Below are 25,227 nucleotides of genomic sequence, written 5' to 3'. Positions count from 1 at the left end.
GCCTGCCAGGGGCGGCTACCCGCCGAGGCAATATCTTCCCCGCGACGACGTGCGGATGGACCTCCTCACCCGCTCCGATCCCCAGACGCACTGCCCGTTCAAGGGGGAGGAGACCATCTCATCATCTCTGTCGATGTCAGCTTATCTATAGCCTCCCCAACCCACTCACCCGCATCACTCGCCTCTCCACCGCGTCCAGCAGTTGGCCTCGCCCGGTTTCGATCAGGGTGAGCCAGTGGCGGGCGCGGGTGATGCCGGTGTAGACCAGTTCGCGCGTCAGGATCGGGTTGGGGGCGTCGGGGAGCAGCAGGGCGGTGTGCGTAAACTCCGAGCCCTGGGACTTGTGCACCGTCATGGCGTAGACCGTCTCCACCGCCTGCAGGCGGCTGGGCAGCACCCACTTGATCTGGCCGCTGCCATCACCGGCGGGGAAGGCGACGCGCAGGGCCGGGGAGTGGCTGATACCTTCGCCTGAGGCAGTCTGCTGCGGCAGCGCCAGGGTGATGCCGATATCGCCGTTCATCAGCCCCAGGCCGTAGTCGTTGCTGGTGACCAGCACCGGGCGGCCGGGGTACCAGAGCCGGCGGCCGTCGCCGGTTTCGATGAGTGCCTCCTTCTCCAGCGCGGCGCGGATGCGCTCGTTCAGGCCCTCCACGCCCCAGGGGCCCCGGCGCAGGGCGCAGAGCAGCTGGAACTGGCCGTGGGCGGCAAGCACTGCCCGAGCCCAGTCGTCCAGCGCCTCGCGTTCGATCTTGTTATCCACACCCGCCTTGGGCGCGGCGCTGTGCATCGCCTCCAGATAGTGGCGATAGCCCACCGGCGGCGGAAGGGCCTTGCCGTTTACCACGCGGCCCTCGCCGCGGCTCTCTCCTCGATCAGGGAATCCCGCCGGGTGCCCCGAGACCACCAGCCGCTTCAGCTGGCGGTCGCTGTCCGTCTGGAGCTTGAGGTGGGAGAGGTCGGCGTAGCCGTGGGTCAGCACCTCGCGAATGGCGGTGCGCTTCTCCCTGCCCGGGGCGTCGCGGCCTGACGCTTGTTCCTCGCGGTTGACGGCACCGGCCAGACGGCCGATGCCGCTGGCCGCATCGAAGCGGTGGCTGACGCGCAGCATGGCGATGGCCTGGTCCAGGGCCGTGCCCTCGCCGTCGAGCATCTCGGTGGGCAGCGCCTGGCCGGTGGCCTCCGCGAGCCACTCCGCGGTGGCCAGGGTGTAGTGGCCGCCTTCGGCCCGGGCGCAGAGATCGCCCAGTATTGATCCGGCCTCCACCGAGGCGAGCTGGTCCTTGTCCCCCAGCAGCACCAAGCGGGCGCGGGGCGGCAGGGCGTTCAGCAGCGCGGCCATCATCGCCACGTCGACCATGGAGGCCTCGTCCACCACCAGTACGTCCAGGGGCAGGGGGTTGCGGGCGTTATGGCGGAAGTGGCGGGTATCGGGGCGTGAGCCTAGTAGGCGGTGCAAGGTGGTGACTTCGGTGGGAATGGAGCGACGCAGGCGCTCTGTCTGGTCCTGGGGGGCCTGGCCTATCGCCGATAAATCGGGCTCCCACGGGGCCGTCGTGTTCTGGGGAGGCTGGCCTATCGCCGATACATCGGGCTCCCACAGGGTGGCCAGGCCATCCAGCTGCAGGGAGCTGACCTGACCGGCGATGGATTCATTGAGGCGGGCGGCGGCCTTGCCGGTGGGGGCGGCCAGGCGGATGCGCAGCGGGCGCTGGCCTTCGCCCAGGGCCAGGGTCTGCAGCAGGGCGAGGAGCTTGACCACGGTGGTGGTCTTGCCGGTGCCGGGGCCGCCGGTGATTACCGCGAAGGGCGAGCGGGCGGCCAGGGCGCAGGCGGCCTTCTGCCAGTCCAGGGTGGTACTGGGGGGGAAGAGGGCGTTGAGAGCGGCCGATAGGGTTTCGCTGCTAATCGTGTGGGTGGACTCCGCCGGGCGCCTGTCGGCGCCTTCGCCCGGGAAACCCGGGCTCCCACCAGTGTCAGCAGAGCTCCCGGCGCTATCGCCGAGTCTGGCGGCGATATGCTGCTGAATCGAGCGCTCGAAGTGCCAGTAGCGACGCAGATACAGCCGGGTGCCGTCGAGGACCAGCGGGGTGCTGCCGGAGCCGTGGCCGACGATCAGCGGGTGGGTGAGCGCTTCCTGCCAGTCGGTGAGGGTCAGCTCACCCAGCAGCGAGCTGGGCAGCGGGGGCGGGTCGTCCAGGCTGTCGCCCTCCGGCGGCAGCGAGAGCGCCAGGTCCGGTTCGGCCAGGGTGCGTTCGAGATCCAGGCAAACGTGGCCGCGGCCGAGCTGATGGCTGGCCAGCGCCGCGGCCAGCAGCAGCGGGGCGGGGGCGTCGGGCACCTCGCGGTGCAGGAAGGCGGCGAAGGCGCGGTCCAGAGCGCGCAGCCAACCGCGGGCCACCCAGCGGTCGAGCAGGGCGAACAGCACCGGCCCATCCACCAGGGCCTGGGCCAGCTCCGGGGTGTGTGGGGCAGCGGTGTGGGGCGTGGTGCTCATGGCTGGGCCTCCTCGGCCGTGGCGTTCTCGGGGGCGCGGAACAGGGCGTCGAGGGCCTCGATCAGTTCGCGGGGCGGGCGCTCGCGGTGCACGCCCCGGGAGGGAGCGTGCTGGCCGCGCAGGAAGACGTAGAGCGCCCCGCCCAGATGGCGGTCGATGTCGTAGTCCGGCAGCCGCGACTTGAGCAGGCGGTGCAGGGCCAGCAGGTAGAGGCAGTACTGCAGGTCGTAGCGCTTCTCGCGTACCGCCTCCGCCATGGCGGCCTCGCTGTAGGCGTCGTCGTCGCGGCCCAGGTGGTTGGACTTCCAGTCCAGCACGTAGAAGCGCCCCTCGTGCTCCACCACCAGGTCGATGAAGCCCTTGAGCATGCCGTTGAGCCGGTCGCGCGCAAGCGCCGGGCGGACGGCGCCGTCCAGGGTGTGAGCGCTCACGAGGGCGTCCAGCCGGGTGGTGTCGACTTGGTGGGCAGACAACCAGAACTCCAGCTCCACCTGATAGTGAGCGCTCTCCAGCCGCTCCAGGCGCAGCGGCGCCACCGGCCCCTCGGGGGCGTTCGGCACCGGTAGGTCGCTTCCCAGCAGTCCGCACAGCCAGGCCTGCAGCGCCGGGATGCGCTCGCGCCAGCCGCGCAAGTTGGCGCGCCGCGCCAGGGTGTCGTCGAGGCGTTCGGAATCGGCGGCCAGCCGGGCGAAGCCCTCCTGGCCGGCCCACTCCAGCAGGCCGTGGAGGAAGGTGCCCGCCGCCGGGCCGCGAGGGAAGCGGTGGAGCGAGCCATCACTGACCGGCACGGTGGTATGGGCGGGGTCGCTGGGCTCGTCGCGCATCTCTCGGGCGGTGGCCTCAAGAGCGGACTCGGGCTCTTCCTCCCCACCCCCGATGCGCTCGCCCCCCAGCCTCAGCGCCGAGTAGCTGGAGATCCACCAGTGCTCCCGGGCGCGGCGGGCAGGCGTCAGCGCCTCGCGCAGGGCCTCGCCGTTGGCTTCCGTGGGCACCATCAGGTCGCTGGCCTCGGGAGCCGGCTCCACCTTGAGCTCCGTCTCCGCTGCGCCCTGGGCGAGGGGGAAGAGGGCGTCGAGCAGGCCGGCCGGCGAGAGCGGTTCCCCGGCGGTGAGTACCTGGCCGATGGCGCTTCGCTCCAGCCCCTTGAGCGGGGCGATGCCCAGCCAGGTGGCGTGGCGGGCGCGGGTCAGGGCCACGTAGAGCTTGCGCAGGTCCTCGCCCAGGCGCTCGTCGTCGGCCCGGGCCAGGGCGGTCTCGTCGGGTGCCAGGGAGAGGTGCCGCTGGCCCTGGGCATCGTGCCAGGTGAGCGGCAGGTCGGTGGCCTTCTTCTCGCGGAAGGCGCAGATGAAGGGCAGGAAGACCAGCGGGTACTCCAGCCCCTTGGACTTGTGGATGGTGATCACCTGCACCAGGTCGGCGTCGCTCTCCAGGCGCAGGCGGTGGGTATCGGCCTGCTGCGGCGGATGGGCGCGGGCCTCGCTGAGGTGGCGCAGCAGGGCGTGTTCGCCGTCCAGTTCGGCACTGGCCTGCTGCAGCAATTCGCCCAGGTGGAGCAAGTCAGTCAAATGACGCTCACCGCTGGCGCTCCGGAGCAGCCGGGTGGGCACGCCGAAGTCGGCCAGCAGCCGGTGCAGCATGGGCAGCACGCCCTGGCGTTGCCACTGGTGGTGGTAGTCCCGGAACTGCAGCACCCGCACCTCCCAGGCCAATTCGTCGTGTTGCAGGGCGTCCAGCTCGGCGAGCCCCATCCCCAGGCTGGGCATGGCCAGCGCGGCATGCAGGCGCCGTTCGCTGTCGGGCTCGGCGCAGGCGGCCAGCCACACCTCCAGCTCCAAGGCCGCCGGGGTCTCGAAGACCCCCTCCTTGTCGGAGAGATAGACGCTCTTGATGCCGCGCTCGAGCAGCGCGCCGCGGATCGCCTTCGCCTCGGTGGCGTTGTTGACCAGCACCGCGAGGTCCGAGGGCGTCAGCGCCCGGAAGGGTTTGTCCGGCTCGCTGAACCCGGTGCGCCCGGCCTGGCCCTCGCGCAAGAGCTCGGCCATCCGGGTGGCGCAGCGTGCGGCCATCTCCTTGAAGTAGGCGCCCTTGCTGAGTCCTTCGCCTGGCTTTTCGGTGTCGTCGCCCTGCAAATGCCCGCCCGTCAAATGCCATAGCGTCATGGCGGGCAGCGGCACGCCGTCGCGGGTCAGAGCGTCTTTCCTGCCTTTCGCAGATACGGGCAGGAAGGGCACCGAATTGTCCCCCTCGGGGGAGCGGAACAGGAAGGCGCCGCGGCCGGCGGGGTGGGCTTCGGCGAAGCGGAACACCCGATTGACTGCCTCCACCATGGCGGTGGCGGAGCGGAAGTTGGTGCCGAGCGTCACGTGGCGTCCGGCGGTGTCGCGGCGGGCCTGCAGGTAGGTGTGGATATCGGCGCCGCGGAAGGCGTAGATCGCTTGCTTGGGGTCGCCGATCAGCAGGATGCCGCTGGTAGCCTCGGGGTCGGGGGCCACGGCTAGGCGGTAGACATGATCGAAGAGCCGGTACTGCACCGGGTCGGTGTCCTGGAACTCGTCCACCAGGGCCACCGGGAACTGGCGGCGCACGTGCTCGGCCAGCGCCTCGCCGGCGGGGCCCGCGAAGGCGCGGTCGAGGCGCTCCAGCAGGTCGTCGGGGCCGAGCTCGGCGCGGCGCTGCTGCATGCGCTCACGGCGCTCGGCCATCCATCGCACGGCGTGGGCGAGCAGGTCGGCATGGGCGCTGGGCAGGGCCGCGAGCTGGTCCGGCAGCTCGACCAGGGCGTGCAGGGACGGGTGGTCCAGCGGCTCGCCCGCCTTCCAGATCTCGGCGATGCCTTCGGGTGTCAGGCGCTTCCAGGCGGTGTCGGTGAGCGTCGGGGTGGCGAGTTCGGGGTCATGGGCCCAATCGCGCAGCCTCTCCAGCCAGTCGGCGCGGCTCTTGCTGTTGAGCCTGCGCTGGTCGAAGGCCTTGGCGGCGGCGGCCGTTTCCAGCCGTTCGGCGAGCTCATCCAGCCAGGCGGGCCAGGGCGCCTTGAGCTCGCCCAGTACGAGGCTGCGCTCGGCCTGCATGGCGGCCAGCGCGCCGGCGGGGGGCGGGGCGTCGGGCAGCAGGTCGGCGTCGCCCTGCAGGCGGCGCACGTCCTCGGCCAGGGCGTCGGGGGTCTCCCAGTAGCGGGTGACCACCGCCAGGGCCTCGGCATCCAGGGCGTAGTAGAAGCAGCGCCAGTAGTCCCGGGCGACCTCCAGCTCGAGCTCGGACTGGTCGAGGTTCATCTCCAGCGAGAAGAGGCTGCCGCTCTCGAAGGCGTGCTCGCGCAGCATGCGGTGGCACCAGGAGTGGATGGTGGAGACCGCGGCCTCGTCCATCCATTCGGCAGCCAGCTGCAGGCGGCGAGCGCAGGCGGGCCAGCGTTCGCGGGGATAGCTGTCGCGCAGGGCGAGCAGGGGGTCGAATGGGGGACAGACCCCCATTTCTGATTCAGCTCCAGCGAAGAGGTCGCCCGTCAGTCCATTGTCGAAATGGGTGTCGAAATTGGGGTCTGTCCCCGATTGAAAGGCATCGGCGGCCTCCACCAGCCGGGCGCGGATGCGGTCGCGCAGCTCGCGGGTGGCGGCGTTGGTGAATGTCACCACCAGGATCTCCGGCGGGGTGAGGGCGCGGGGGAAGCTCTCGGCGTCGGCGTCGTCCCGCGGGCCCAGCACCAGGCGCACGTAGAGCAGGGCGATGGTGAAGGTCTTGCCGGTGCCGGCGCTCGCCTCGATCAGCCGGCTGCCGGTGAGCGGCAGGTGGATCGGGTCCAGGGTGGGGGGCGTCGGATCGGTGCGGTTCATGGCTTGCCTCCCTGGCCCTTTCCACGATTTCCTTTCGTGCTTTTGTCCTTCGGCTTCTTCACCGCCCGCAGCAGCGGGGCATAGAGCGCCTCGGCCAGCTTGGCGAAGCCGCCGCCCTCCGGCGACTGGACCAGCGTCTCGAGCGCCGGCCACTGGCGTAGCAGGTAGGGGTCTCGGCCGCGCTCACCGTGGTCGTTGTTGAAGCCGCTGCCGTAGTAGACGGTGTCCAGCGCCTTCCAGGCCTTGTCGTCCTCCTCGCTGACCTTGCCGGCGAGGCAGCGGGCCATGGCCGGGGGCGTGCCGCCCTTCTCCAGCCAGGCGAAGGCGGTGTCGCGGGCCAGCGGCAGGGGCGTGGCCATGCCACGCTGCCAGGCCGCGGCGATGGTCGCCAGGTGCGCGCGGGCCTCGTCGGCGGGCAGCGGGGCGAGGGTCCCGCCGCCGGCGCGGGAGAGCAGGCGGGTGGTCATGGGGCCCTCCAGCTGGCCGGCCAGGTGGGCCACCCAGGGGGCGAGCCAGTGCTTCCAGTGGTACTTGCCCTTGTTGACCAGGCTGCTGGTGGTCAGCAGCACCCGGCAGCGCTCCATGGCGTCGTTGACCCGCAGTTCGCCCAGCCAGTCCTCCAGCGCCAGGCCTTCCCCCAGTTCTTTACCAAGGCCCAGCGAGACGGTGAGCGGCTCCTCCATGGCGTGGGGCCACTGTTCGAGCACCTGGCGGTAGTCGGCGAAGAGGGTGTCCATGGGCTCGACGAGGCTGTCTCGCATGCGCTCGGCGAAGCCGCCCATGGCTAGGCGCCCCTGGCGCTCCAGGCGCTCCAGGGTGGCCTGCATGGCGGGCTCATGGGGATCGCCGGCTTCCACCGCCTCGCGGCTTGCCTCGATCAGCGCGTGCTGCAGCTGCCAGTGGTCGAGGCTGCCGAGCGTGAAGGGCTCGTGGTCGAGCCGCTCCATGGCCTCCGTCTCCAGGTGGACCTTGAGCCGGGTGTTGTAGAAGGCCTGCACCGGCGCCTTGAGGAAGTTGCCCAGCTGGGCCAGGGTCAGCGGATTTTCCTGGCGGAAGGGGGCCAGCGGCGGCTCCGTGATCGGGGCCGGGGCGGGCTCGACGTCGGGGCGGTGCAGCTCGCGCCACTCGTGGGCATAGGTGCTCAATGACGAGCCCTCTCCACCGGTGCCCGATGCCGCACCACGGAAGTATTCGATGCTGAAGGGCTGCAGCGGGTGTTCGGTGGTCAGCGCGGCCAGCAGCGCCTTGCCGGCGTCCTTCTCGTCGTCGCGGCCGGCTTGCCCTTCACCAGAGAGGGTCCAGCCGCGGGCCAGGTGGTCGCGCAGCTGGCCGAGCAGCACCGAGGGGGGCTGCTCGGTGTTATCGATGATGCTGCGGCCCACCCAGCTGATGGTCAGCCGGTCCCGGGCCGAGAGCAGCGCCTCGAGGAACAGATAGCGGTCGTCCTCGCGGCGGGAGCGGTCGCCAGGGCGGTAGTCCTGGGCCATCAGGTCGATATCCAGCGGGCGCTGGACCCGCGGGTAGTCGGTGTCGTTCATGCCTAGCAGGCAGACGTGGCGGAAGGGAATGGCGCGCATCGGCATCAGCGTGGCGATGTTCACCGCCCCGGCCAGGAAGCGCTGGGAGAGGCTCGCCTCATCCACTTGGGCGAGCCAGTGCTCGCGCACCACCGAGAGCGGCAGGGGCTCGGTGAGCCCGGCCTCCTCGGCGCTCTCCTGCCAGGCGTCCAGCGCCTGCTCGAGCCGGGTCAGCGCCATCAGGTCCTGGTCCGAATCGGCCAGGAAGCAGGCCGCAAGCATCTCGCGCAGCCGCTCGCCCCAGGTGCTCACATCGCAGGGCTCGGCCAGGGTGCGCCACTGGGCCTCCAGGGTGTCGATGAGCGTCACCAGCGGCCCGGCCAGCGCCGCTTCCAGCCCGCCGATATCGTCATAGGGCTCGATGCCTTGCCAGGGGCCCTCGGCGGCATCGCCCACCGCATAGCCGAGCAGCAGCCGGCGCAGGCCGAAGGCCCAGGTATTGGCGGTGAGGTCTTCCGGCAGGTCGAGGCTCTGGCGCTGACGGGCGTCGAGCCCCCAGCGGATGCCGGCGCCCTCGATCCAGCGGCGCAGGGTGGGCAGGCCGGCCTCAACGATGCCGAAGCGGGCGCGCACCGCCGGCACCTCCAGCAGGTCGAGCAGGTCGCTCACCGAGAGGCGCAGCTCCGGCAGGCGCAGCAGCTGTTCCAGGGCGATCAGCAGCGGCAGGCGGTGTCGGCTGGCCTGGTCGGAGAGGGTGAAGGGGATATGGCGCGGGTCGTCGGCGTCGAGGCGGCCGAACACCGCCTGCACCGCGGCGGCGTACTGGTCCACGTCGGGCACCATCACCAGGATATCGCGGGGCTTGAGGGTCGGGTCCTCGCTGAAGGCGGCGAGCAGCTGGTCGTGGAGGATCTCCACCTCGCGCAGGGCACTGTGGGCCACCTGGAAGCGCAGCGAGCGGTCCTGGGACGGGTCCACGGCGAGCCAGGTATCGCGGGTTTCACGGAGCGGGCGCAGCTCGAGGATGTCGTCCTGCAGCTGGCGCAGCAGGCTGGGTTCGGCCTCACTTCCCCCCTGGTCGAGCGGCGAGTCGAAGAGATCGATGCGCAGCGCCTCGCCCTCGAACAGGCCACGATAGGCCTGCTGTTCGTCGAACTCGTCGAGCAGGCGCAGGTAGTCGCGGCCCTGCTTGCCCCAGGCGGCCAGCAGCGGCTGGGCGTGCAGGTGCAGCTCGGTCTCGGCCAGGTCCGCCGGCATGCCGGGGCGGCGCTGCTGGCGGCGTCTCTCGGCCCTCAACAGGTCCTTGTGCTCGATGATGTCCGCCCAGTAGTGGCGGCAGGGGTTGTGCACGCAGAGCAGCACCTGGCTGACCCGTGCCATGGCGGCCAGCGCCTCCAGGGTCTGGGCGGGCAGCGAGGAGATGCCGAAGACGATGACCCGGCGTGGCAGTCCGTGCGGCAGGCCGCTCAGCGACTGGCAGGCCGCTATAAAGCGTTCGTGCACCGCCGCGCGGCTGGAGGCGAGCCCTTCTTCCCCCTGGGTTTGAAGAATGTCATCACGCAGCGCGCGCCACAGCTCGGCCTGCCAGCGCTGCTCCTCGGCGAGCGGACGCGCCTCGCCGCGGGCGGTGAGGATCACGTCATCGCCCTCCGCCCAGGCGGTCAGCCAGTCGGCGCGGTAGACCTGGTACTGATCGAAGAGGTCGGCCAGGCGCTCGGCCAGCTGGTGGCGCTTGCGCAGGTCGTCGTCCTCGGCCAGGAAGCGCGCCAGGGGGGCGAAGACGGGGGCGTCCATCAGGGCGGGCAGCAGGCGCATCAACCGCCATACCAGCCGCGGCTTGTCGAAGGGTGAGACCGGCGGCACCTGCTCTTCACCCAGCACGCGGCGGTAGGCCTGCCACAGGAAGCGCGCCGGCAGGGTGACGTCCAGGGCGGCGGCGATACCGGCGCCGCCCTGGGCCTCATCCTTGGCGAGCGCGAGCTTGAGCCACTGGCTGATGCCGTTGCTCTGCACCAGGATCGTCTCGTTCTCCAGCGGCGATAGCGGGTGGCGGCGCATCCACTCCACCGCCAGGCCGCGCAGCGCCTCCAGGCGGTTGCCGTGGATCACCATAAAGCCGGGCGGGAGCTCGGGGCCTTGGCGGGCGATGAGGGGCATGGGGGCGATTCCTTCGCATGGTCCGTCTGGCGCCCATGGTGCCATAAATGCAGCTTTACGGTTTTACCGTTGTACGGTCTTGCAGGTTGATGGGCCCCCACTGTCAAGCTAGATGGAGTCTCAACGGCTGTTAGACTCTGAACGATGTGGGGCGTGGTCCGGTGGTCGTGCGTTGCACTTCTCCATCAAGCACGAACATGCCCTACAATCTCAGAGAACGCTTGGTCATTGGACTGGCGTCCAGTGCCCTCTCCGATCCAGCAGAATCCGACCGGGTTTTTCGTGAGCAGGGCGGCGACGTCCTATCTCATCATCCTGCCGTGGGACGATTTGCCCGCGCCGATGGCAACATGTATTGGGTATGCAGGAACGCATGGGGCTGCCTCATTTAGCGGGTGTCACGGCCGCAAAGGAATTGAAACCATGAAAAAGCGTGCTTCACCCAAGGCCCCAAGCCGTTCGCAGGACCTCTGGCGGCTGTCCGCCACGACATTGGCGGCCCTGATTAGATCCGGGGACGTTTCGAGCCGTGAGGTGGTCGATGCGCATCTGGCGCGGATCGAAGCGGTCAATCCGGCCCTCAATGCCGTCACTGTCATGTTGCGCACGTCGGCCCGTGAGGCGGCGGATGCGGCGGATGCCCACCGCAAGAAGGTGGGCAAGCGTGACCTGACACCCCTGCATGGGGTGCCGTTCACCGTAAAGGAGAATATCGATTGCGTCGGCACCCCGACCACCCTCGGCCTGGCCGCGAACGCCAATGCATTGCCAGAGCAAGATGCACCGGTGGTTGAGCGAATGCGCGCTGCCGGTGCCATTCCCATCGGGCGCACCAACATGCCGGAAATGGGCCTGCGGGTCTCCACCAGTAACCCGTTCAGAGGGCTGACGCGCAATCCGTGGAACGCACAACTGACCGCGGGGGGCAGCAGTGGTGGCGAGGGCTCGGCCGTGGCGTCCGGCATGTCGCCGCTCGGTATCGGCAATGACATCGGCGGATCACTGAGGAATCCTGCGTTCTGCTGCGGTGTCGCGGCATTGAAGCCCACCCAGGGACGCGTCCCCTACGGTAGTGCCGGCGACGGCTTCCTGAGTGCCCAAGTCATGCTGACCGATGGCCCCATGGCCCGCAGCGTGGCCGATCTCAGGCTCGTGCTGGAGCAGATTCACGGGCAGCACGCGCGCGATCCCCGCTCGGTCACGGTGGCGCTGGAAGGCCCGCGAGTCCCGCGTCGTGTTGCCATGGTGACATCGCTGCCCGGCAGTGTTGTCGACCCGGCCATCGTCGCCAGCGTGCGGGCGGCAGGCGAGGCGCTTGCTGCTGCCGGTTACCAGGTGGAGGAGGCGATACCGCCGGAAATCGAGCTGATCAACCATCTCTGGACGCAGTTCCAGATGTCTGACCTGAGACTCACGGCCGAGCCGGTGCGCCCCACGCTCAGCGCCGAGGCGGCCATGCTCATGGATGCCCTTATCGCCAAGATTGATCCTTCGGTTACCCATGCCGCGCTGCATCAGGAGCGTTCGCGTCTCGGTCGGGCCTGGTCGGCATTTTTTGTGCAGTATCCGATTATTCTGGGACCCGTCTGGCCGTCGGCTCCGTTCGTGCATGATGCCGATGTCGCATCGCCCGCCGGCAGTGATCTGATGCTGAGCATGCAGTGGTTCGTGACACCCGGCAATCTGCTCGGCTTCCCGGCTGCCGTGTTACCGACCCGGCCGCTCGACAATGCACCCATGACCGTCCAGCTGTATGCCGACCGCTTTCGCGACGACCTGGTGCTGGAGGCTGCCGAGATCATCGAGGCCGCGTTCGGTCCTTGCACTCCTGTAGATCCTTTCGTGGTCTAAGGAAACCCAGCGCTTCCCTAACTCGGCGACTGCCTGTCGGTGGATATGACCGGCAGGCTCGCGAGGTCGACCTCACCGTGTTGGCTGGTCACCGTAAATCGACTCCGGCTGCCCTGCTGCTGGGCAAGGCCACAGATGCGATGGTCAAGGGTGTCATAGACCCGGAGGGTATCTTCGGTCTGCACGACGAGGCGCCGAGCCCGCGCGAAGTAGGCATAGCGTAAGCCGTTCTGCTCTCCGGTCGCATTGGGTGTGCCGAGTTCTACCGGCCACCAGGCAGTGTTCTCATCCGCGACGAGCCGACCCGGCTGATGGGAAAGTGCCTCACCAATCGCGTGGCACAGCGCATCCACGCGGGCTTTCAAGACATGGTTGGCGGGGTCGCTTAGCATCAGCATGCCACCCGCCATCCACTGGCCGGGGCCGCCGAACTCGGTATGCGAAAACATCGCCATCTCGCCATTACCATCGGTCACGGCCGACACCATGTGCGCAATGGCGTCGCGGCTGAAATCGTGACGCTCGGCGAGCTCGTCGACGACTGCGAGTCCCCGGGGGCTGAGTGAGTGCATGACGCTAGCCTTAATTCCTGATGCCGATGCGCTTAGCTTAGTCGAAGAGCCATTCCAGTTCCTCGACATCCCCCGGTAGCGGCAGGCCCGCGTTACGGGCTCAGGGTTCGCCGTCGATGGTAAAGATGGTCCCGAACCGCGGCGAATGCTTGAGGAACTCTGCGACACTGGGACGTTCCTGCTGTCGGAGCGTCAGCACAATTCGAAGGGAACCTCGCCCGCCTCATGGGCCAGTAGCCACTGCTTGCGGCCGAGGCCACCGGCATAGCCGGTCAGGCGACCGTCGCTGCCGATCACCCGATGGCAGGGCACCACGATGGCGACGGGATTCCTGCCGTTGGCGGCGCCCACCGCGCGCTGGCCGCCCTTGCAGCGCAGCTGCTCGGCGACTTCGGCATAGCAGCGGGTCTCGCCGTAGGGAATGGTGGCCAGCGCCGCCCAGACCCGGCGCTGGAAGTCGGTGCCTTCGGGCGCCAGCGGCAGCTCGAAGGCGTGGCGGGTGCCGGCGAAGTAGTCGGCCAACTGGGCCTGGGCCAGGTCGGTCAGCTCACTGGGGTGCGGCGGCGCCTCCTGGGCGGTGACGAAGTCGATCTCGGTGATGGCCGAGTCGCTGGCGCGGATGCGAATCAGCCCCAGGGCATCGTCGGCGGGAGGGCGGTAGTAGTCGAGTGCCTCGGTGGTCATGGTCTTGGCTCCATGGTTCGTGACTGCGGATCTCGCGACCAGAGTTGCAGGGTCAGGTAGCTGCGCCAGGGGGCGGCGACGGCCGGGTCGGTGCCGGCCAACAGCGGCAGGGCGCGGCGCACGCCGGCGTCTCCCGCCAGCCAGATGTCGGGGTGGCCGGTGCCGCGCAGGGCGGCATAGCGGGCCGTCCAGGGACCGATCCCCTTGAGCACCGTCCAGGTGCCGGGGTCATCGCCGGCTTCGCCATGAGCATACCAGTCGGCAAAGCGGCGCAGGGTCGCGCGTCGTGACTCGGGCATGCCGAGTCCGGCCAGGTCGTCGGCGGCAATGGCGGCAGGGCTCGGGAAGTGGTAACGCCCTTCATTGGCCGGCTCGCCCAGCCCCGTGACCAGGCTTTCTACCAGGCGCCGAGCGGCCGCCACCGAGATCTGCTGGCCGAGGATCGCCCGCACTCCGGCCTCGAAGGGGCTCCAGGTGCCGGGCAGGCGCAGCCCCTCGATCAGGGGCAGCCCGGGCAGCGCGCGGGCCAGATGCGCCTCGATGGTGGCGGTATCGGCATCCAGGTCGAGCAGGCGGCGAATCCGGCGCACTACCGGCGCCAGGTGTGTCGGGGCATCGGTGAACAGCCTGACCCGGAAAGCGTGGCGCTGGGGATGGTGCTCCGCGGTGAAGTGCCCGCGGGCCTCGCCCCAGCGGAAGGTCCGCCCGTAGTGGCGTTCACCGAGCCACTCCAGGCCGTGGATGGTACGGGCGGCATGGAAGGCGCGCAGGGCCTCCCAGGCATAGGGCGGGCGATAGGCGAGCCACAGGCAGAGGTCGCCGCGCGGATTGCCGCGACCGCGGCGTATCTCTCGGGGGGCGAGGCCCACCCGATCCTTGAAGCTGGCGTTGAAGCGTCGCAGGCTGCCGAAACCGCTGGCGTAGGCCACCTCGGCGATGGCCAGGTCGGTGTCGTGAAGCAGCTGCTTGGCGAACAGGCATTGCCGATGCAGGGCGTAGGCCTTGGGCGAGACCCCGATACCGGCCTGGAACAGACGGCGCAGATAGCGTTCGCCGATGCCCAGGCGCTCGCACAGCCGGGCCAGCGAACCGGTTTCCAGGGCGCCTTCGTCGATCAGTCGCAGCGCCCGTTCCAGGGTGGTTCGGCTGCCCCGCCAGGCCGGTGAGTCCGGTGCGCTGTCGGGCCGACAGCGCAGGCAGGGGCGAAAGCCCGCCTCGGCGGCGGCCAGGGCACTGTCGAAGTAGCGCACGTTGCGCTCCAGCGGTGGGGTGGCCGGACAGATCGGCCGGCAGTAGATACCGGTGGTGGTGACCGCGGTGACGAAGCAGCCATCGAAGCGGGCATCGCGAGCCAGTCGGGCGCAGCGGCAGACAGTGGGATCGAGCATGGCGAATAACGCGGCGGCAGTGAGGAGAATGCCTTCAGTGTATCCTGCCCGCGCGCCGCGACTCGCCGGAATCGGCCCTGGTGCCGTGCCGGGCGTCGGCAGCCTGGGTGATTGCGGTTACCATGGAGCAGAGCCCGTCATCCAGAGGAGTGAATCCCCCATGAGCGACTACCTGCTCGAGGAGAACCCGCTGAGCCCCGGCAAGATCTACCGCCTGCTCTCGGGTAGCATCTGCCCGCGTCCCATCGCCTGGGTCTCGACCCTGGACGGCCAGGGCAACGCCAACCTGGCGCCCTTCTCGTTCTTCAACGTGGTGAGCGTCAACCCGCCGGTGCTGGGCTTCTCGCCGCTGCTCGACGGCGACGCCACGCCCAAGGACACCATCCGCAACCTGGGCGAGGTACCGGAGTGTGTGGTGCATATCAGCGGCGAGGGGCTGGTGGCAGAGATGAACGCCACCAGTGCGGGGCTCGAGCACGGGGACGACGAGTTCGTCCACGCCGGGCTCGAGAAGGTGGCCATGGCCGGGGTCTCGGTGCCGCGGGTGGCCGGCGCCCCGGTGGCCTTCGGCTGTCGTCTGCGCGAGATCATCCGCTTCGGCGACCAGCCGCTGGCCGGCAATCTGGTGCTGGCGGAGATGGTATCGATCCATATCGACGACGCCCTGTGGGACGGGCGTCACGTCAGCCTCGAGGGGCTCCGACCCATCGGGCGCATGGCCGGCAACGACTACGCCCGCTGCACCGACCTCTTCGAGGTGGAGCGCCCCGCCTCGGGCAGCGCCATGAGCTCCCAGCAGCGCGGCGGCCGATAAGGGCCGCCGCGGCTGTCATTGTTTACCAAGAGTGAGGGGCGCTGGGGCCAGCGGCTTACTCGGCTTCGGGCGGCACCAGTGCCTCCGGCACCTCGATGCCGATCTCGCGGTAGTAGCGCAGCGAGCCGGCGTGCAGCGGGGTGGTGGTGTTCTCCACCGAAATTGCAGCCGTCATGCCCTTGGCCGGGGCGAAGGTCTCGCCAAGGCGCTCGATGTTCTCCCAGTAGGCGCGGGTGAATTCGTAGCCGGCTTCCTCGGAGAGGTCGCTGGTGGCAGCAATGCCGATGTAGGTGCCGAGCGTGGTGGCGGCCGGCATGTCGCGGTAGGTGCCCTCAGGAATCTCGGTGGGCGACAGGAAAGGCAACGCCTCGGTGGCGGTGGCGACCTGCTCGTCGGTCATCGACAGCACCCGCAGCGGGCGAGAGGAGTGCACCTCGGTGAAGGCGGGGATCGGTGGAATGCCGTTGTAGCTGAAGCCGACGATGCGGCCGTCCACCACGGCGTCGGCGGCGTCAGACATGCTCATGCGCTGGAAGTCCGGCGCGATGCCCAGGGCGGTGAACACCAGGTCGGTGATGTACTCGCCGCCACCGCCGATGCTGCTGGGGTTGAAGCGCGCGCCCTCGAGATCCTCGAAGGTCTCGATGCCGCTGTCCTGGCGCACCGCCCAGTGCATGGTGGAGGGGGCGACCCACAGCACCATGCGCATCTGCTCGATGGCGTCGTTTTCGTAGCGCCCTTCGCCGTTGTAGGCCTCATAGGCGCCGGGGGCGTCGATCAGCCCCAGGTCGATCTCGCCGCGGCCCAGGCGGATGGCGTTCTCACGTGAGCCGCCGGTCTCGCGCACCGAGACCTCCAGGGGGGCGTCGCCGCTGACCAGCCGCGAGAGCTCCGAGAAGCCGAAGTACCAGCCGGAGGCGGTGGGGGCGACGCCGATGTTGATCGCCTCGTCGGCGCCGGCCTGGGTGGCCATGCCCGTGGCGAGGCCGGCGGTCAGCACCGCGGCGGCCAGCGGGGTGAGCAGGCGTTGGGGGTACAGTCTCATGACAGTTCTCCTTGAGCGCTTGTTGTTCTGGCGTTATGCCATCCTGGCCGGCCATGCCGGTCCGGCCAGGGTTTGCCCGGGCGGGACGGCCGGCTCAGCGTCCGCCCTGCTCTTCCCGCCAGGCGGCGAGCACCTCGCGGGCGGTGCGCAGCCCGTCGATGGCGGCCGGGAAGCCGCAGTAGGGCACGCACTGCAGCAGCACCTCGCGGATCTCCTCCTCGCTGCAGCCGTTGTTCAGCGCACCGCGCAGGTGCACCTTGAGCTCATGGGGCCGGTTCAGTGCCACCAGCATGCCGATGTTGATCAGGCTGCGGGTGGGGCGCGAGAGGCCTGGCCGATTCCAGATATCGTTCCAGCAGTTGCGCGTTACCAGTTCCTGCATCGGCCAGCTGAAGTCGTCCACCTGGGAGAGGGCGGCGTCCACGTAGGCGTCACCCAGCACCTCGCGGCGGGTGGCGAGGCCGTTGGGGTCGAGGCTCTCCTGTCGTTCGCTCATGGTCGGGGCTCCTTGTCACTCACTTGTTCGGGTCGGCTAGTCGGCGAGGTTCTTGACGCCCTCGCCGGCGTCGAAGGCCAGCAGGTTGTCGAAGGCGTCGCCGAAGTAGAGCTCGTAGCTGTCCTTCTCCACGTAGCCCAGGTGGGGCGTGCCGAGGAAGTTGGGCCGCTCGAGCAGCGGGTGGCCGATCACCGGCTCTTCATCGAAGACGTCCGCTGCGGCCATGCCCGGGCGGCCGGCGCGCAGGGCCGCCTCCAGGGCGCTGGGGGCGATCAGCGGGGCCCGTGCGGTATTGACCAGCAGCGCCGTGGGTTTCATGCGGGCGAGGTCCTCGGCGGTAACGATGCCCTGGGTGCCCTCGTTGAGCCGCAGGTGCAGGCTCAGCACGTCGCTGCGCTCGAACAGCTCGGCCTGGCTGCCGGCCACTTCGAGCCCCGCCTCGGCGGCCCGCTTCCGGGTGCTTTCGCGGCCCCATACCAGCACGTTCATCTCGAAGGCCTGTCCGTAGCGCGCCATCAACTGGCCGATCTTGCCATAGCCGAAGATGCCCAGGGTGCGGCCCTTGAGGCCGGTGCCCAGGGTGCGCTGCCAGCGCCCCGCCTTGAGGTTGGCGGCCTCCTCGGGGATATGGCGCATGGCAGCGAGCACCAGGCCCCAGCTGAGCTCGGCGGCGGCGTAGGGCGAGCCGGTGCCGGCCATCATCGTGACGCCCTGCCGGCGGCAGGCGGCCAGGTCCACGTGGGCGGCGCCGCCGCCGGTCTGGCTGATCGCCCTGAGGCTGGGCAGGCGCTCGAGCAGCACGGCGGTGATCGGGGTGCGCTCGCGGATCAGCACCAGGGCCTCGGCGTCCCGGAAGCGGTCCGCCAGGGTGTCCAGGTCGGTGACGGTGTCGTGGTAGACCGTCACCTCGTGTCCTTCCAGCTTGGCGAAGGCGTCCAGGTGGCGCACGCAGTCCTGGTAGTCGTCGGGAATCACGATCCTCATCGAGCGGGCTCCTTCTTGGGGGCGGGGGCCGGGGGGGCCCCCGACTGGCGGTTTTTCAGGAATTGCCAGGCGAACAGGGCGCCGATCAGGGCGATGCCGCCGACGTCGGTGATCAGCTGGCCGCTGATCAGCATCAGCGCCGCGGCCAGCAGCAGGCCACGCTCCAGCCAGGAGCAGGGACGCAGGAAGTAGCCGATGGTGGAGGCGGCCAGGGCGGTGATGCCTAGCACCCCGGAGCCCACCGCCAGGGCGATCTGCAGCGCAGTGCCGTCGCCCAGCAGCGGCGGGTGGTAGATGAACATGTAGGGGATCAGGAAGCCGCCCAGGGAGATCTTGGTGGCGGTGAGCGCCGTGCGGAACCAGTGGGAGCCGGCGATGGCGCCCGCGATATAGGCGGCCAGCGCCACCGGCGGGGTGACCCCGGAGAGGATGGCGAAGTAGAGGATGAACAGGTGGGCCGAGAGGCTCGGCAGGCCGGCCTCGATGAAGGCCCCGGCGACCACCGAGGCGGCCAGCATGTAGGCGGCCACGGTGGGCAGGCCCATGCCGAGGATGATCGCCACCACCATGGCCAGCAGCAGGGTGATCAGGACATCGCCGCCGCTGACCACCAGGATCACCGAGGAGACCTTGAGGCCCAGGCCGGTGAGGCTGATGACCGAGGCGATGATCGCCACGCTGCCGATGATCACCGCGATCATGGCGGCGGTCATGGCGCCCGCCTCGAGCGCCGCGGGCAGCGACTTGAGGCGGTCCATGAAGGTGCCCGGGCTGCGCCAGGAGAACAGGTAGAGCGCCATGGCGGTGAAGTAGGCGGCCACCGCGGAAGTAGTGGGGGTATAGCGCATCACCAGCAGGGTGATCAGGACGATCAGCGGGAGCACCAGCGTCTCGATGTTGAAGAGCCCCTGGCGCAGGGTCGGTCGCTCCGCTTTCGGGATCGGGGCCAGCCCCAGGCGCTTGGCCTCGAAGTGCACGCTCATCCAGATCGCCAGGTAGAAGAGCAGGGCGGGGATCAAGGCGGCGCTGATGATGTTGAGGTAGCTGGTCGAGATGACGTCGGCCATGACGAAGGCCGCGGCGCCCATGATCGGCGGCAGGATCTGTCCGCCGGTGGAGGCGGAGGCCTCGGTGGCGGCGGCGAAGCGCGGGCTGTAGCCGTTCTTCTTCATCATCGGGATGGTGAACACCCCGGTGGTGGCCACGTTGGCGGCGGTGCTGCCGCTGATGCTGCCGAACATGGCGCTGCACAGGGTGGCGGCCTTGGCCGGGCCACCGGACATGCGGCCGGTGGCGGCGTTTGCGAGGCGCATGAAGCTGTCACCACCGCCGGTGGTGACCAGCAGGGCGCCGAACATGATGAAGATGACGATCACCGTGGAGGAGGTGCGCATCAGGCTGCCGTAGACGCCGGTGGGGCTCAGGTAGAAGGTGGCTACCAGGTCATCCCAGCGGAAGCCGCCGTGGCCCCAGACGCCGGGCAGGTGCTGGCCGAAGGCGGCATAGGACAGGGCGATCAGCACCAGGATGGGGAAGGCCAGGCCGATGGCGCGGCGGCAGGCCTCGAGTAGCAGCAGGATGGCCGATATCCCTAAGACGATGTCCAGGGTAGTGGGCATGAGGTAGCCCAGCTGGTAGATGATCCGATCGAAGTGGATCACGTAGTAGATGCTGACCACCGCGCCGAGGATGATCGTCACCAGGTCATACCAGGGGATACGGTTGGCGTCGCGGTTGCGGCAGCTGTAGGCCAGGAAGATCAGCGGCAGGGCAAACAGCAGGTGGATGGCGTTCTGGGTGTTGATCGGGCCGGTGAGGGCCGTGTAGAGGTGGAACAGTGCCATGGAGACCGCGGCGAGGCGTGTCACCATGAACCAGAAGCCGGCCAGCTGGCGCTTGCCCGAGTCCTCCGAATACTTCTCGACGACGTTGGGATTTACAGGGGTGTCCATCGGATGACTCCCGCACCGCGGCACGAGGGGAGGGCGGTGCGTCAGGGTAAAGGCATCGGGGAAACCCCGCGGGCGCCTGGCCCGCGGGGACAGGGGGGTTATTGCGCTTCGGGCGGAATGACGTCCTCGGGAATCTCGAGGTCCAGGTCGTCGCGGTAGTAGCGCAGGGCGCCGGCATGCAGCGGGAAGGTGGCGTTGTCGATCACGGTCTGCGGGGTCACGCCCTCGGCCGGCTTGAAGGAGTTGGCTACCTGCTCGTGGTTCTCCCAGTAGGCCTTGGTGATCTCGTAGATGGTGTCATCGCTGAGGTCGGCGTTGGCGGCCACGCCCATGTAGATACCCATGGTGGTGGCTTCCGGCATGCCGCGGTAGGTGTCGGCGGGCACCACGGTGGGCGCCAGGAAGGGCAGCTCCTCGGTGATGGCGTCGACCTGCTCGTCGGTCAGCGAGAGCAGGCGCAGGGGGCGCGAGGAGTGGACCTCGGTGAAGGCCGGAATCGGCGGCACGCCGTTGTAGCTGAAGCCCACCAGGCGGCCGTCGATCACGCCCTCGGCCGCGTCGTCGATGCGCATGCGCTGGAAGTCTGGCTCGATGCCGAGGATGCCGAACACCAGCTCGGTGATGTACTCGCCGCCGCCGCCGATGCTGCTGGGGTTGAAGCGCGCACCGTCGAGGTCCTCGAAGGTCTCGATGCCGGAGTCCTCGCGCACCGCCCAGTGCATGGTGGAGGGTGCGATCCAGTAGATCAGTCGGGCGTCGGGGTTTGGTGTGTCCTCGAAGCGGCCGATGCCGTTGTACATCTCGTAGCCCACCAGGGCTTCGGTGAAGGCCAGGTCTAGCTCGCCGCGCCCGAGGCGAATGGCGTTCTCGCGGGTACCGCCGGTCTCACGCACGGTGATTTCGTAGTCGGTGTTGGCGCTGATCACCCGGGCACCTTCGGAGATGCCGAAGAACCAGCCGGTACCGGTGGGTACGGCGCCGATGTTCAGCGAGGTGTTGGCCTGGGCGGTCACGGCGCCGAGGCTGCCGATGGCGATGAGAGAGGCCGGGATCAGCAGGCGTGCCTTGCGGGAAAGCGTTGTCATTGTGGTGTTCTCCTGGCTTACGGGAAGCCGATTGCCTGTTGTTATGTTGCGGGACGCTATAGTCGTTCGGGACGCTGGCGGCGGTGGGGCCAACATGCGTCCGACGGCGCGCTGTTGCCTACGGGACGGGATGCAGCGAGCCAGGTTCCATTGATACCCTCAGGATGTCCGCCTGTACATTGGTGATTCATGAAGCCGCCTTCTCCAAACAAGAAGGCAGAAAAGTGACCCTTTTCATGCCGCATTGCAGCGATAAAATCCGGCAAGAATGGCCGAATGGTGTCCGGCATCACCCGCTGGCAGCGGCAGATTCCACCAGGTGATCGACAAACATGCGCGCGGCCATGGAGAGCCTGTCGAGGTCGTGGACATAGATGCTCAACTTTCGCCTGGCCCAGTCGTCACGGATTGCCAGGACCCTGACATTCAGCCCGCCCACGTACTGCCGGATGGCGCCGCGGGGCACCACGCCGACGCCCAGCCCGGCCTGGACCATCATGCACAGGGCGTCGTAGCTGGTGACCTGGATGCGCAGCCGCAGCGGCCGGTTGGCGAGGCTGGCGGCACGCAGCAGTTCCAGGTTGATAGCACTGGAGGTGTGCAGCCCCACGTGAGGGAAGTCGAGGCATTCGCGGAAATCGATCGTCTCACGGTCGGCCAGCGCATGATCCAGGGGTGTGACCAGCACAAGGTCGTCGACATGATAGGGAAATTCCACCAGGTCGTAGCCGTGGGGAAGTCGCGCGCAGACGCCGATATCGGCATTGTTGCTCACCACCTCTCGGGTGATGATCGGGCTGACCTTCTCCTCGAGCTGAACGCCGATGTCGGGGTATTTTTCGAAGAATAACTGGGTCTCGGTCGGCAGGTACTGGGTGATGGCCGACATGTTGGCAAAGACCCTGACGATGCCACGGTTACCGCTGGAGTACTCGCGCATCTGGAGCTCGAGATCCTCCAGGTTATGCAGCACGCCCCGCGACAGGTTGAGCAGGGCGTTGCCGGCCGGCGTCAGCTCCACCCCGCGGTTGTTGCGCGTGAGCAGCGGGCTGTTGAAGTGGGCCTCCAGCTCGCTCAGCCGCTTGCTGACCGCCGAAGTGGCGATGAACTCCGCCTCGGCGGCGCCAGTGATGGTGCCGGTCTCGGCGACCCGAACGAACAGCCTGAGCGAGGTGGGATCGAGTCTCATGCGGCGCTCCCGGGTCAGGGGTTGAGCAGCTGGTCGGCCAAGTCGTGGAAGTCTTCGGCGACCAGATCGAAGACCGGGTCCGCCGAGAGGTCGGGGACGGCATCCGGCCCATGCTCCAGCGGCCGTTTGACGAAGGCGGTGCGCAGCCCCTCGCGATGGGCCGCCTGGAGGTCGTCCTGATGGGCCGCCACCATCATCACCTGGTGGGGGGCCAGGTCGAGCAACTCACAGGCCTTGTGATAGACCTCCGGGTCGCGCTTGTAGTGCCCGGCCAGCTCCGCCGAGATCACGCAGTCCCAGGGCAGTCCCGCATGCTTGGCCATGTTGACCAGCAGTGAGACGTTGCCGTTGGAGAGGGTGGCGAGGATGAAGCGGGACTTGAGGCGCCGGAGCCCCACCACGCTATCCGGCCAGGGGTCGAGGCGGTGCCAGGCACGATTGAGTTGCTGCCGGTCCTCCTCGGCCAGGGCTTCACCGATGCCGAACTCGTCGATCAGACGGTCCAGGGTCATGCGGTGCAGGTCGTCGAGGCGCGTCCAGGGCAGCTCGCCTTGACGGACCCGGTTCATGGCCGGCGCGTAGCCGCCGCGCCAGGCGTCGGCGAAGGCGGCCCAGTCGACGCCGAGGCCGCGGGCGCGCCCCAGGGCCTCGCCCTCGCGGATCACGCTGCTGCGCCAGTCGACCACGGTGCCGAAGACGTCGAAGGTCAGGGCCCTGACCTCGCTCAGGGTGTTACGTGTCTGGCTCATCTGCAGGCTTCCCGGTAAGCGTTACGATTGAAGTGGCAGGCGACTTGATCGGGTGTCGGGCAAATCTATGCCGCTGCTTGCCCGATATGCAAACCATCGTTCGCCAGCGTGGCTGCGACCATGGTCGAGAGCGGCGCGCGCCCAGGGCTCAGGCGGGGTCGTCCGGCGCCTGCAGCAGGTGATCGACCAGGTGGCGGGCCACCACCGGCAGGGTCTCGTAGTGGCGTATGCCAATGACAATCTCCCGGCTCGCCCAATCGTCGGCCAGCGGAATCAGCCGCAGGTTCAGGTCGCGCAGGTCGCGGTAGAGGGTGCGCTGGGGCAGCACGCCGATCCCCATGCCGTGGTGGATCATGCGACAGATGGCGTCGAAGCTGCGCACCTGAATGCGCATGCGCAGGGCTCGCCCCGCCAGACTGGCCTGCTCGTGGAGTAGCGACTGCAGCGAGGCATCCTGCTGCAGGCCGACGAAGTCGTACTCGGTGGCCTCATGCAGGCAGAGCCGGTCTCGGCCGGAGAGGGGATGGTCCGCGGGCGTCACCAGGACCAGCTGGTCGCGGCGGTAGGGCACCACCTCCAGGCCCTCGGCGGCAACGTGACCGGCAAATATTCCCACATCGGCCACCCCCTCGCGCACCGCGGCGATGGTCTCGGCGCTGGTGCGCTCCTGGAGGTCGAGCTTGATCTGCGGATACTCCCGGGAGAAGACGCTGAGGTCCTCGGGGAGGAAGGCGATGATCGCCGAGGTGTTGGAGTAGATGCGGACGTGGCCGCGCACCCCCTCGCCGTACTCGCTGAGCTCCGCCTCCAGGCGGGCGACATCCTCGAGGATGCGTCGGGCGTGGTGCAGGAAGGCCTGGCCAGCCGGCGTCAGCTCGACGCCGCGGGAGCGTCGGTAGAGCAGCTCGGTGCCGATCATTGACTCCAGGTCGCTGACCCGTTTGCTGACGGCGGCCAGGGCCAGGTGCTCGCGCTCCGCGGCGGCGGTCAGCCGCCCCTCCTCGGCGATGGTGACGAACAGCTTGAGGGTCACGAAATCGAAGCGGCGCATGGCATCCGGGCTCCAGGGAGAGGGCGGTGAACCTTTCCCATGCTAGCCGATGGCTTCGTGAACAGCGAAACCTCGGTTCCCGATTGCCGAATTGTGAGGGGCGCCCTGGGTGGCACATTCTCAAGAGCTATAACCCGCACCTTACCCAGGAGATCCCCATGACCTCCCCGACGTCACGCCAGCTGCCACTGGCCGGCCTCAAGGTCCTCGAGCTCGGCCAGCTGATCGCCGGCCCCTTCGCCACCAAGCTGCTGGGCGAGTTCGGCGCCGACGTGATCAAGGTCGAGCCCCCCGGCACCGGTGACCCCCTTCGCAAGTGGCGAATCATCGAGGACGGCACCTCGCTGTGGTGGCATGTGCAGAGCCGCACCAAGCGCTCCGTCACCCTCGACCTGCGAAGCGAGGAGGGCCAGGCGATGGTCCGGCGGCTGGCCGCCGAGGCCGACGTGCTGGTGGAAAACTTCCGTCCCGGCACCCTGGAGGGCTGGGGGCTGGGCTACGAGACCCTGGCCAAGCACAATCCCGGGCTGATCATGGTACGGGTCTCCGGCTTCGGCCAGACGGGCCCCTATCGCGACAAGCCGGGCTTCGGGGTGATCGGCGAGGCCATGGGCGGGCTGCGCTATCTCACCGGCCATCCCGGCGAGCCCTCGGTGCGTGTCGGCGTCAGCATCGGCGACTCGCTCTCGGCGCTCTATGCGGTGATCGGCACCCTGCTGGCGCTGCAGGAGCGGGGCCGCAGCGGCCTGGGCCAGGAGATCGACGTGGCCCTGTATGAATCCGTGTTCGCGATGATGGAGAGCCTGTTGCCCGAGTATGACGCCGCCGGCCATGTGCGCGGGCCGAGCGGCAGCGCCCTGCCGGGCATCACGCCCTCGAATGCCTACCGCACCCGCGACGGCGACTTCGTGCTGATCGCCGGCAACGGCGACAGCATCTTCAAACGGTTGATGGAGGTGATCGGCCGCACCGACCTGGGCGAGGATCCGGCCCTGGCCCACAACGATGGCCGCAGCCGTCGCGCCGCACAGATCGATGCGGCCATCGAGGCCTGGACCGTCGAGCGCGGTCGCGACGAGATCCTCACCGCCCTGGACGAGGCCCGGGTGCCCGCCGGCTACCCCTATACCGCCGCCGACATCGCCAGTGATCCCCACTACCTGGCCCGGGAGATGATTCAGACCATCACCCGGCCCAACGGCAAGCCGCTCCGGGTGCCGGGCGTGCTGCCGCGGCTCAGCGCCACGCCGGGCCGGCTGGGCAGCGGCGGCCCGGCGCTGGGCCAGCATACCGACGAGGTGCTCGACGAACTGGGCATCGACGAGGCAACCCGCACCAAGCTGCGCGATGCCGGCATCATCTGACC

The 25,227-nt window shown here is 68.9% G+C and carries 17 protein-coding genes and 1 pseudogene; 4 read left to right on the top strand and 14 right to left on the bottom strand.

The features are described from left to right. Nucleotides 1-25 precede the first annotated feature (25 nt). Nucleotides 26-151 (top strand): annotated as a pseudogene (locus ACM26W_RS16095) (DUF427 domain-containing protein); the annotation flags it as partial. Here ACM26W_RS16095 and recD read toward each other — a convergent pair. From recD to recC, 3 genes are read right to left on the bottom strand one after another with little or no spacing between them, the layout of a single operon-like run. Next, nucleotides 146-2,497, bottom strand: a complete 2,352-nt coding sequence (gene recD, locus ACM26W_RS16090; RefSeq protein WP_416137987.1) for an exodeoxyribonuclease V subunit alpha — start codon at nt 2,495-2,497, stop codon at nt 146-148. The pseudogene ACM26W_RS16095 and the gene recD sit on opposite strands and share 6 nt — an antisense overlap. Then, a complete protein-coding gene (gene recB / locus ACM26W_RS16085; RefSeq protein WP_416137986.1) occupies nt 2,494-6,327 on the bottom strand; it encodes an exodeoxyribonuclease V subunit beta in 3,834 nt (1,277 codons plus the stop codon). The genes recD and recB overlap by 4 nt, the downstream gene beginning before the upstream one ends. Continuing rightward, nucleotides 6,324-10,001, bottom strand: coding sequence for an exodeoxyribonuclease V subunit gamma (gene recC / locus ACM26W_RS16080; protein ID WP_416137985.1), 3,678 nt, complete (start codon nt 9,999-10,001; stop codon nt 6,324-6,326). The genes recB and recC overlap by 4 nt, the downstream gene beginning before the upstream one ends. Before the next feature lie 423 nt (nt 10,002-10,424). Between recC and ACM26W_RS16075 the strand changes: the two genes are divergently transcribed. Continuing rightward, the gene (locus tag ACM26W_RS16075; RefSeq protein WP_416137984.1) at nt 10,425-11,852 is read left to right on the top strand and encodes an amidase; all 1,428 of its coding nucleotides are present in this window, start codon (nt 10,425-10,427) and stop codon (nt 11,850-11,852) included. A gap of 17 nt (nt 11,853-11,869) precedes the next feature. On the opposite strand, the gene ACM26W_RS16070 is transcribed toward ACM26W_RS16075, so the two are convergent. From ACM26W_RS16070 to ACM26W_RS16060, 3 genes are all read right to left on the bottom strand, one after another. Further along, nucleotides 11,870-12,424 carry a hypothetical protein gene (locus ACM26W_RS16070; RefSeq protein ID WP_416137983.1) on the bottom strand — a complete coding sequence of 185 codons (555 nt, stop codon included), beginning with the start codon at nt 12,422-12,424 and terminating at the stop codon, nt 11,870-11,872. A 192-nt stretch (nt 12,425-12,616) separates the two neighbouring features. Continuing rightward, the gene (locus ACM26W_RS16065) at nt 12,617-13,108 is read right to left on the bottom strand and encodes a methylated-DNA--[protein]-cysteine S-methyltransferase (protein ID WP_416137982.1); all 492 of its coding nucleotides are present in this window, start codon (nt 13,106-13,108) and stop codon (nt 12,617-12,619) included. Then, nucleotides 13,105-14,496: a DNA-3-methyladenine glycosylase 2 family protein gene (locus ACM26W_RS16060; protein ID WP_416137981.1), complete on the bottom strand. Its 1,392-nt coding sequence runs from the start codon at nt 14,494-14,496 to the stop codon at nt 13,105-13,107. Before ACM26W_RS16060 ends, ACM26W_RS16065 begins: the two co-directional genes overlap by 4 nt. A 160-nt stretch (nt 14,497-14,656) precedes the next feature. Here ACM26W_RS16060 and ACM26W_RS16055 point away from each other — a divergent pair, with 160 nt between their 5' ends. Beyond that, nucleotides 14,657-15,310 (top strand): flavin reductase family protein, encoded by a 654-nt coding sequence (locus ACM26W_RS16055; RefSeq protein ID WP_416137980.1) that lies wholly within the window; start codon nt 14,657-14,659, stop codon nt 15,308-15,310. A 55-nt stretch (nt 15,311-15,365) separates the two neighbouring features. Here ACM26W_RS16055 and ACM26W_RS16050 read toward each other — a convergent pair whose 3' ends face one another. From ACM26W_RS16050 to ACM26W_RS16015, 8 genes are all read right to left on the bottom strand, one after another. Continuing rightward, nucleotides 15,366-16,355 (bottom strand): TAXI family TRAP transporter solute-binding subunit, encoded by a 990-nt coding sequence (locus ACM26W_RS16050; RefSeq protein ID WP_416137979.1) that lies wholly within the window; start codon nt 16,353-16,355, stop codon nt 15,366-15,368. Nucleotides 16,356-16,449: 94 nt separating this feature from the next. Next, entirely contained in the window at nt 16,450-16,851 is a 402-nt protein-coding gene (locus tag ACM26W_RS16045) for a carboxymuconolactone decarboxylase family protein (protein ID WP_416137978.1), read from the bottom strand. A 36-nt stretch (nt 16,852-16,887) separates the two neighbouring features. Further along, on the bottom strand, nt 16,888-17,835 hold the full coding sequence (locus ACM26W_RS16040; RefSeq protein ID WP_416137977.1) for a D-2-hydroxyacid dehydrogenase family protein: 948 nt from the start codon (nt 17,833-17,835) through the stop codon (nt 16,888-16,890). Beyond that, on the bottom strand, nt 17,832-19,787 hold the full coding sequence (locus ACM26W_RS16035; RefSeq protein ID WP_416137976.1) for a TRAP transporter permease: 1,956 nt from the start codon (nt 19,785-19,787) through the stop codon (nt 17,832-17,834). The genes ACM26W_RS16040 and ACM26W_RS16035 overlap by 4 nt, the downstream gene beginning before the upstream one ends. Nucleotides 19,788-19,885: 98 nt before the next feature. Next, nucleotides 19,886-20,872 carry a TAXI family TRAP transporter solute-binding subunit gene (locus ACM26W_RS16030; protein ID WP_416137975.1) on the bottom strand — a complete coding sequence of 329 codons (987 nt, stop codon included), beginning with the start codon at nt 20,870-20,872 and terminating at the stop codon, nt 19,886-19,888. 289 nt (nt 20,873-21,161) lie between these two features. Further along, nucleotides 21,162-22,061, bottom strand: a complete 900-nt coding sequence (locus ACM26W_RS16025) for a LysR family transcriptional regulator (RefSeq protein WP_416137973.1) — start codon at nt 22,059-22,061, stop codon at nt 21,162-21,164. A 14-nt stretch (nt 22,062-22,075) separates the two neighbouring features. After that, nucleotides 22,076-22,810, bottom strand: coding sequence for a haloacid dehalogenase type II (locus ACM26W_RS16020; protein WP_416137972.1), 735 nt, complete (start codon nt 22,808-22,810; stop codon nt 22,076-22,078). 148 nt (nt 22,811-22,958) lie between these two features. Continuing rightward, entirely contained in the window at nt 22,959-23,861 is a 903-nt protein-coding gene (locus ACM26W_RS16015; RefSeq protein ID WP_416137971.1) for a LysR family transcriptional regulator, read from the bottom strand. A 158-nt stretch (nt 23,862-24,019) separates the two neighbouring features. Here ACM26W_RS16015 and ACM26W_RS16010 point away from each other — a divergent pair, with 158 nt between their 5' ends. After that, nucleotides 24,020-25,225, top strand: a complete 1,206-nt coding sequence (locus ACM26W_RS16010) for a CaiB/BaiF CoA transferase family protein (RefSeq protein ID WP_416137970.1) — start codon at nt 24,020-24,022, stop codon at nt 25,223-25,225. Nucleotides 25,226-25,227: the final 2 nt, after the last annotated feature.

It is taken from the genome of Halomonas sp. HK25 (assembly GCF_047795635.1).
Taxonomy (GTDB): domain Bacteria; phylum Pseudomonadota; class Gammaproteobacteria; order Pseudomonadales; family Halomonadaceae; genus Halomonas.
The sequence above is the reverse complement of the archived record's forward strand: the minus strand, read 5'-3'. Positions and strand labels throughout refer to the sequence as shown.

Excerpts from the sequence above, each read along its gene's own strand:
- ACM26W_RS16070 (WP_416137983.1), bottom strand. The coding sequence starts at position 12,424 with ATGCACTCACTCAGCCCCCGGGGACTCGCAGTCGTCGACGAGCTCGCC.
- ACM26W_RS16075 (WP_416137984.1), top strand. The coding sequence starts at position 10,425 with ATGAAAAAGCGTGCTTCACCCAAGGCCCCAAGCCGTTCGCAGGACCTC.
- ACM26W_RS16055 (WP_416137980.1), top strand. The coding sequence starts at position 14,657 with ATGAGCGACTACCTGCTCGAGGAGAACCCGCTGAGCCCCGGCAAGATC.
- ACM26W_RS16060 (WP_416137981.1), bottom strand. The coding sequence starts at position 14,496 with ATGCTCGATCCCACTGTCTGCCGCTGCGCCCGACTGGCTCGCGATGCC.
- ACM26W_RS16065 (WP_416137982.1), bottom strand. The coding sequence starts at position 13,108 with ATGACCACCGAGGCACTCGACTACTACCGCCCTCCCGCCGACGATGCC.
- ACM26W_RS16045 (WP_416137978.1), bottom strand. The coding sequence starts at position 16,851 with ATGAGCGAACGACAGGAGAGCCTCGACCCCAACGGCCTCGCCACCCGC.
- ACM26W_RS16020 (WP_416137972.1), bottom strand. The coding sequence starts at position 22,810 with ATGAGCCAGACACGTAACACCCTGAGCGAGGTCAGGGCCCTGACCTTC.
- ACM26W_RS16035 (WP_416137976.1), bottom strand. The coding sequence starts at position 19,787 with ATGGACACCCCTGTAAATCCCAACGTCGTCGAGAAGTATTCGGAGGAC.
- ACM26W_RS16025 (WP_416137973.1), bottom strand. The coding sequence starts at position 22,061 with ATGAGACTCGATCCCACCTCGCTCAGGCTGTTCGTTCGGGTCGCCGAG.
- recB (WP_416137986.1), bottom strand. The coding sequence starts at position 6,327 with ATGAACCGCACCGATCCGACGCCCCCCACCCTGGACCCGATCCACCTG.
- ACM26W_RS16050 (WP_416137979.1), bottom strand. The coding sequence starts at position 16,355 with ATGAGACTGTACCCCCAACGCCTGCTCACCCCGCTGGCCGCCGCGGTG.
- ACM26W_RS16030 (WP_416137975.1), bottom strand. The coding sequence starts at position 20,872 with ATGACAACGCTTTCCCGCAAGGCACGCCTGCTGATCCCGGCCTCTCTC.
- recC (WP_416137985.1), bottom strand. The coding sequence starts at position 10,001 with ATGCCCCTCATCGCCCGCCAAGGCCCCGAGCTCCCGCCCGGCTTTATG.
- ACM26W_RS16010 (WP_416137970.1), top strand. The coding sequence starts at position 24,020 with ATGACCTCCCCGACGTCACGCCAGCTGCCACTGGCCGGCCTCAAGGTC.
- ACM26W_RS16040 (WP_416137977.1), bottom strand. The coding sequence starts at position 17,835 with ATGAGGATCGTGATTCCCGACGACTACCAGGACTGCGTGCGCCACCTG.
- ACM26W_RS16015 (WP_416137971.1), bottom strand. The coding sequence starts at position 23,861 with ATGCGCCGCTTCGATTTCGTGACCCTCAAGCTGTTCGTCACCATCGCC.
- recD (WP_416137987.1), bottom strand. The coding sequence starts at position 2,497 with ATGAGCACCACGCCCCACACCGCTGCCCCACACACCCCGGAGCTGGCC.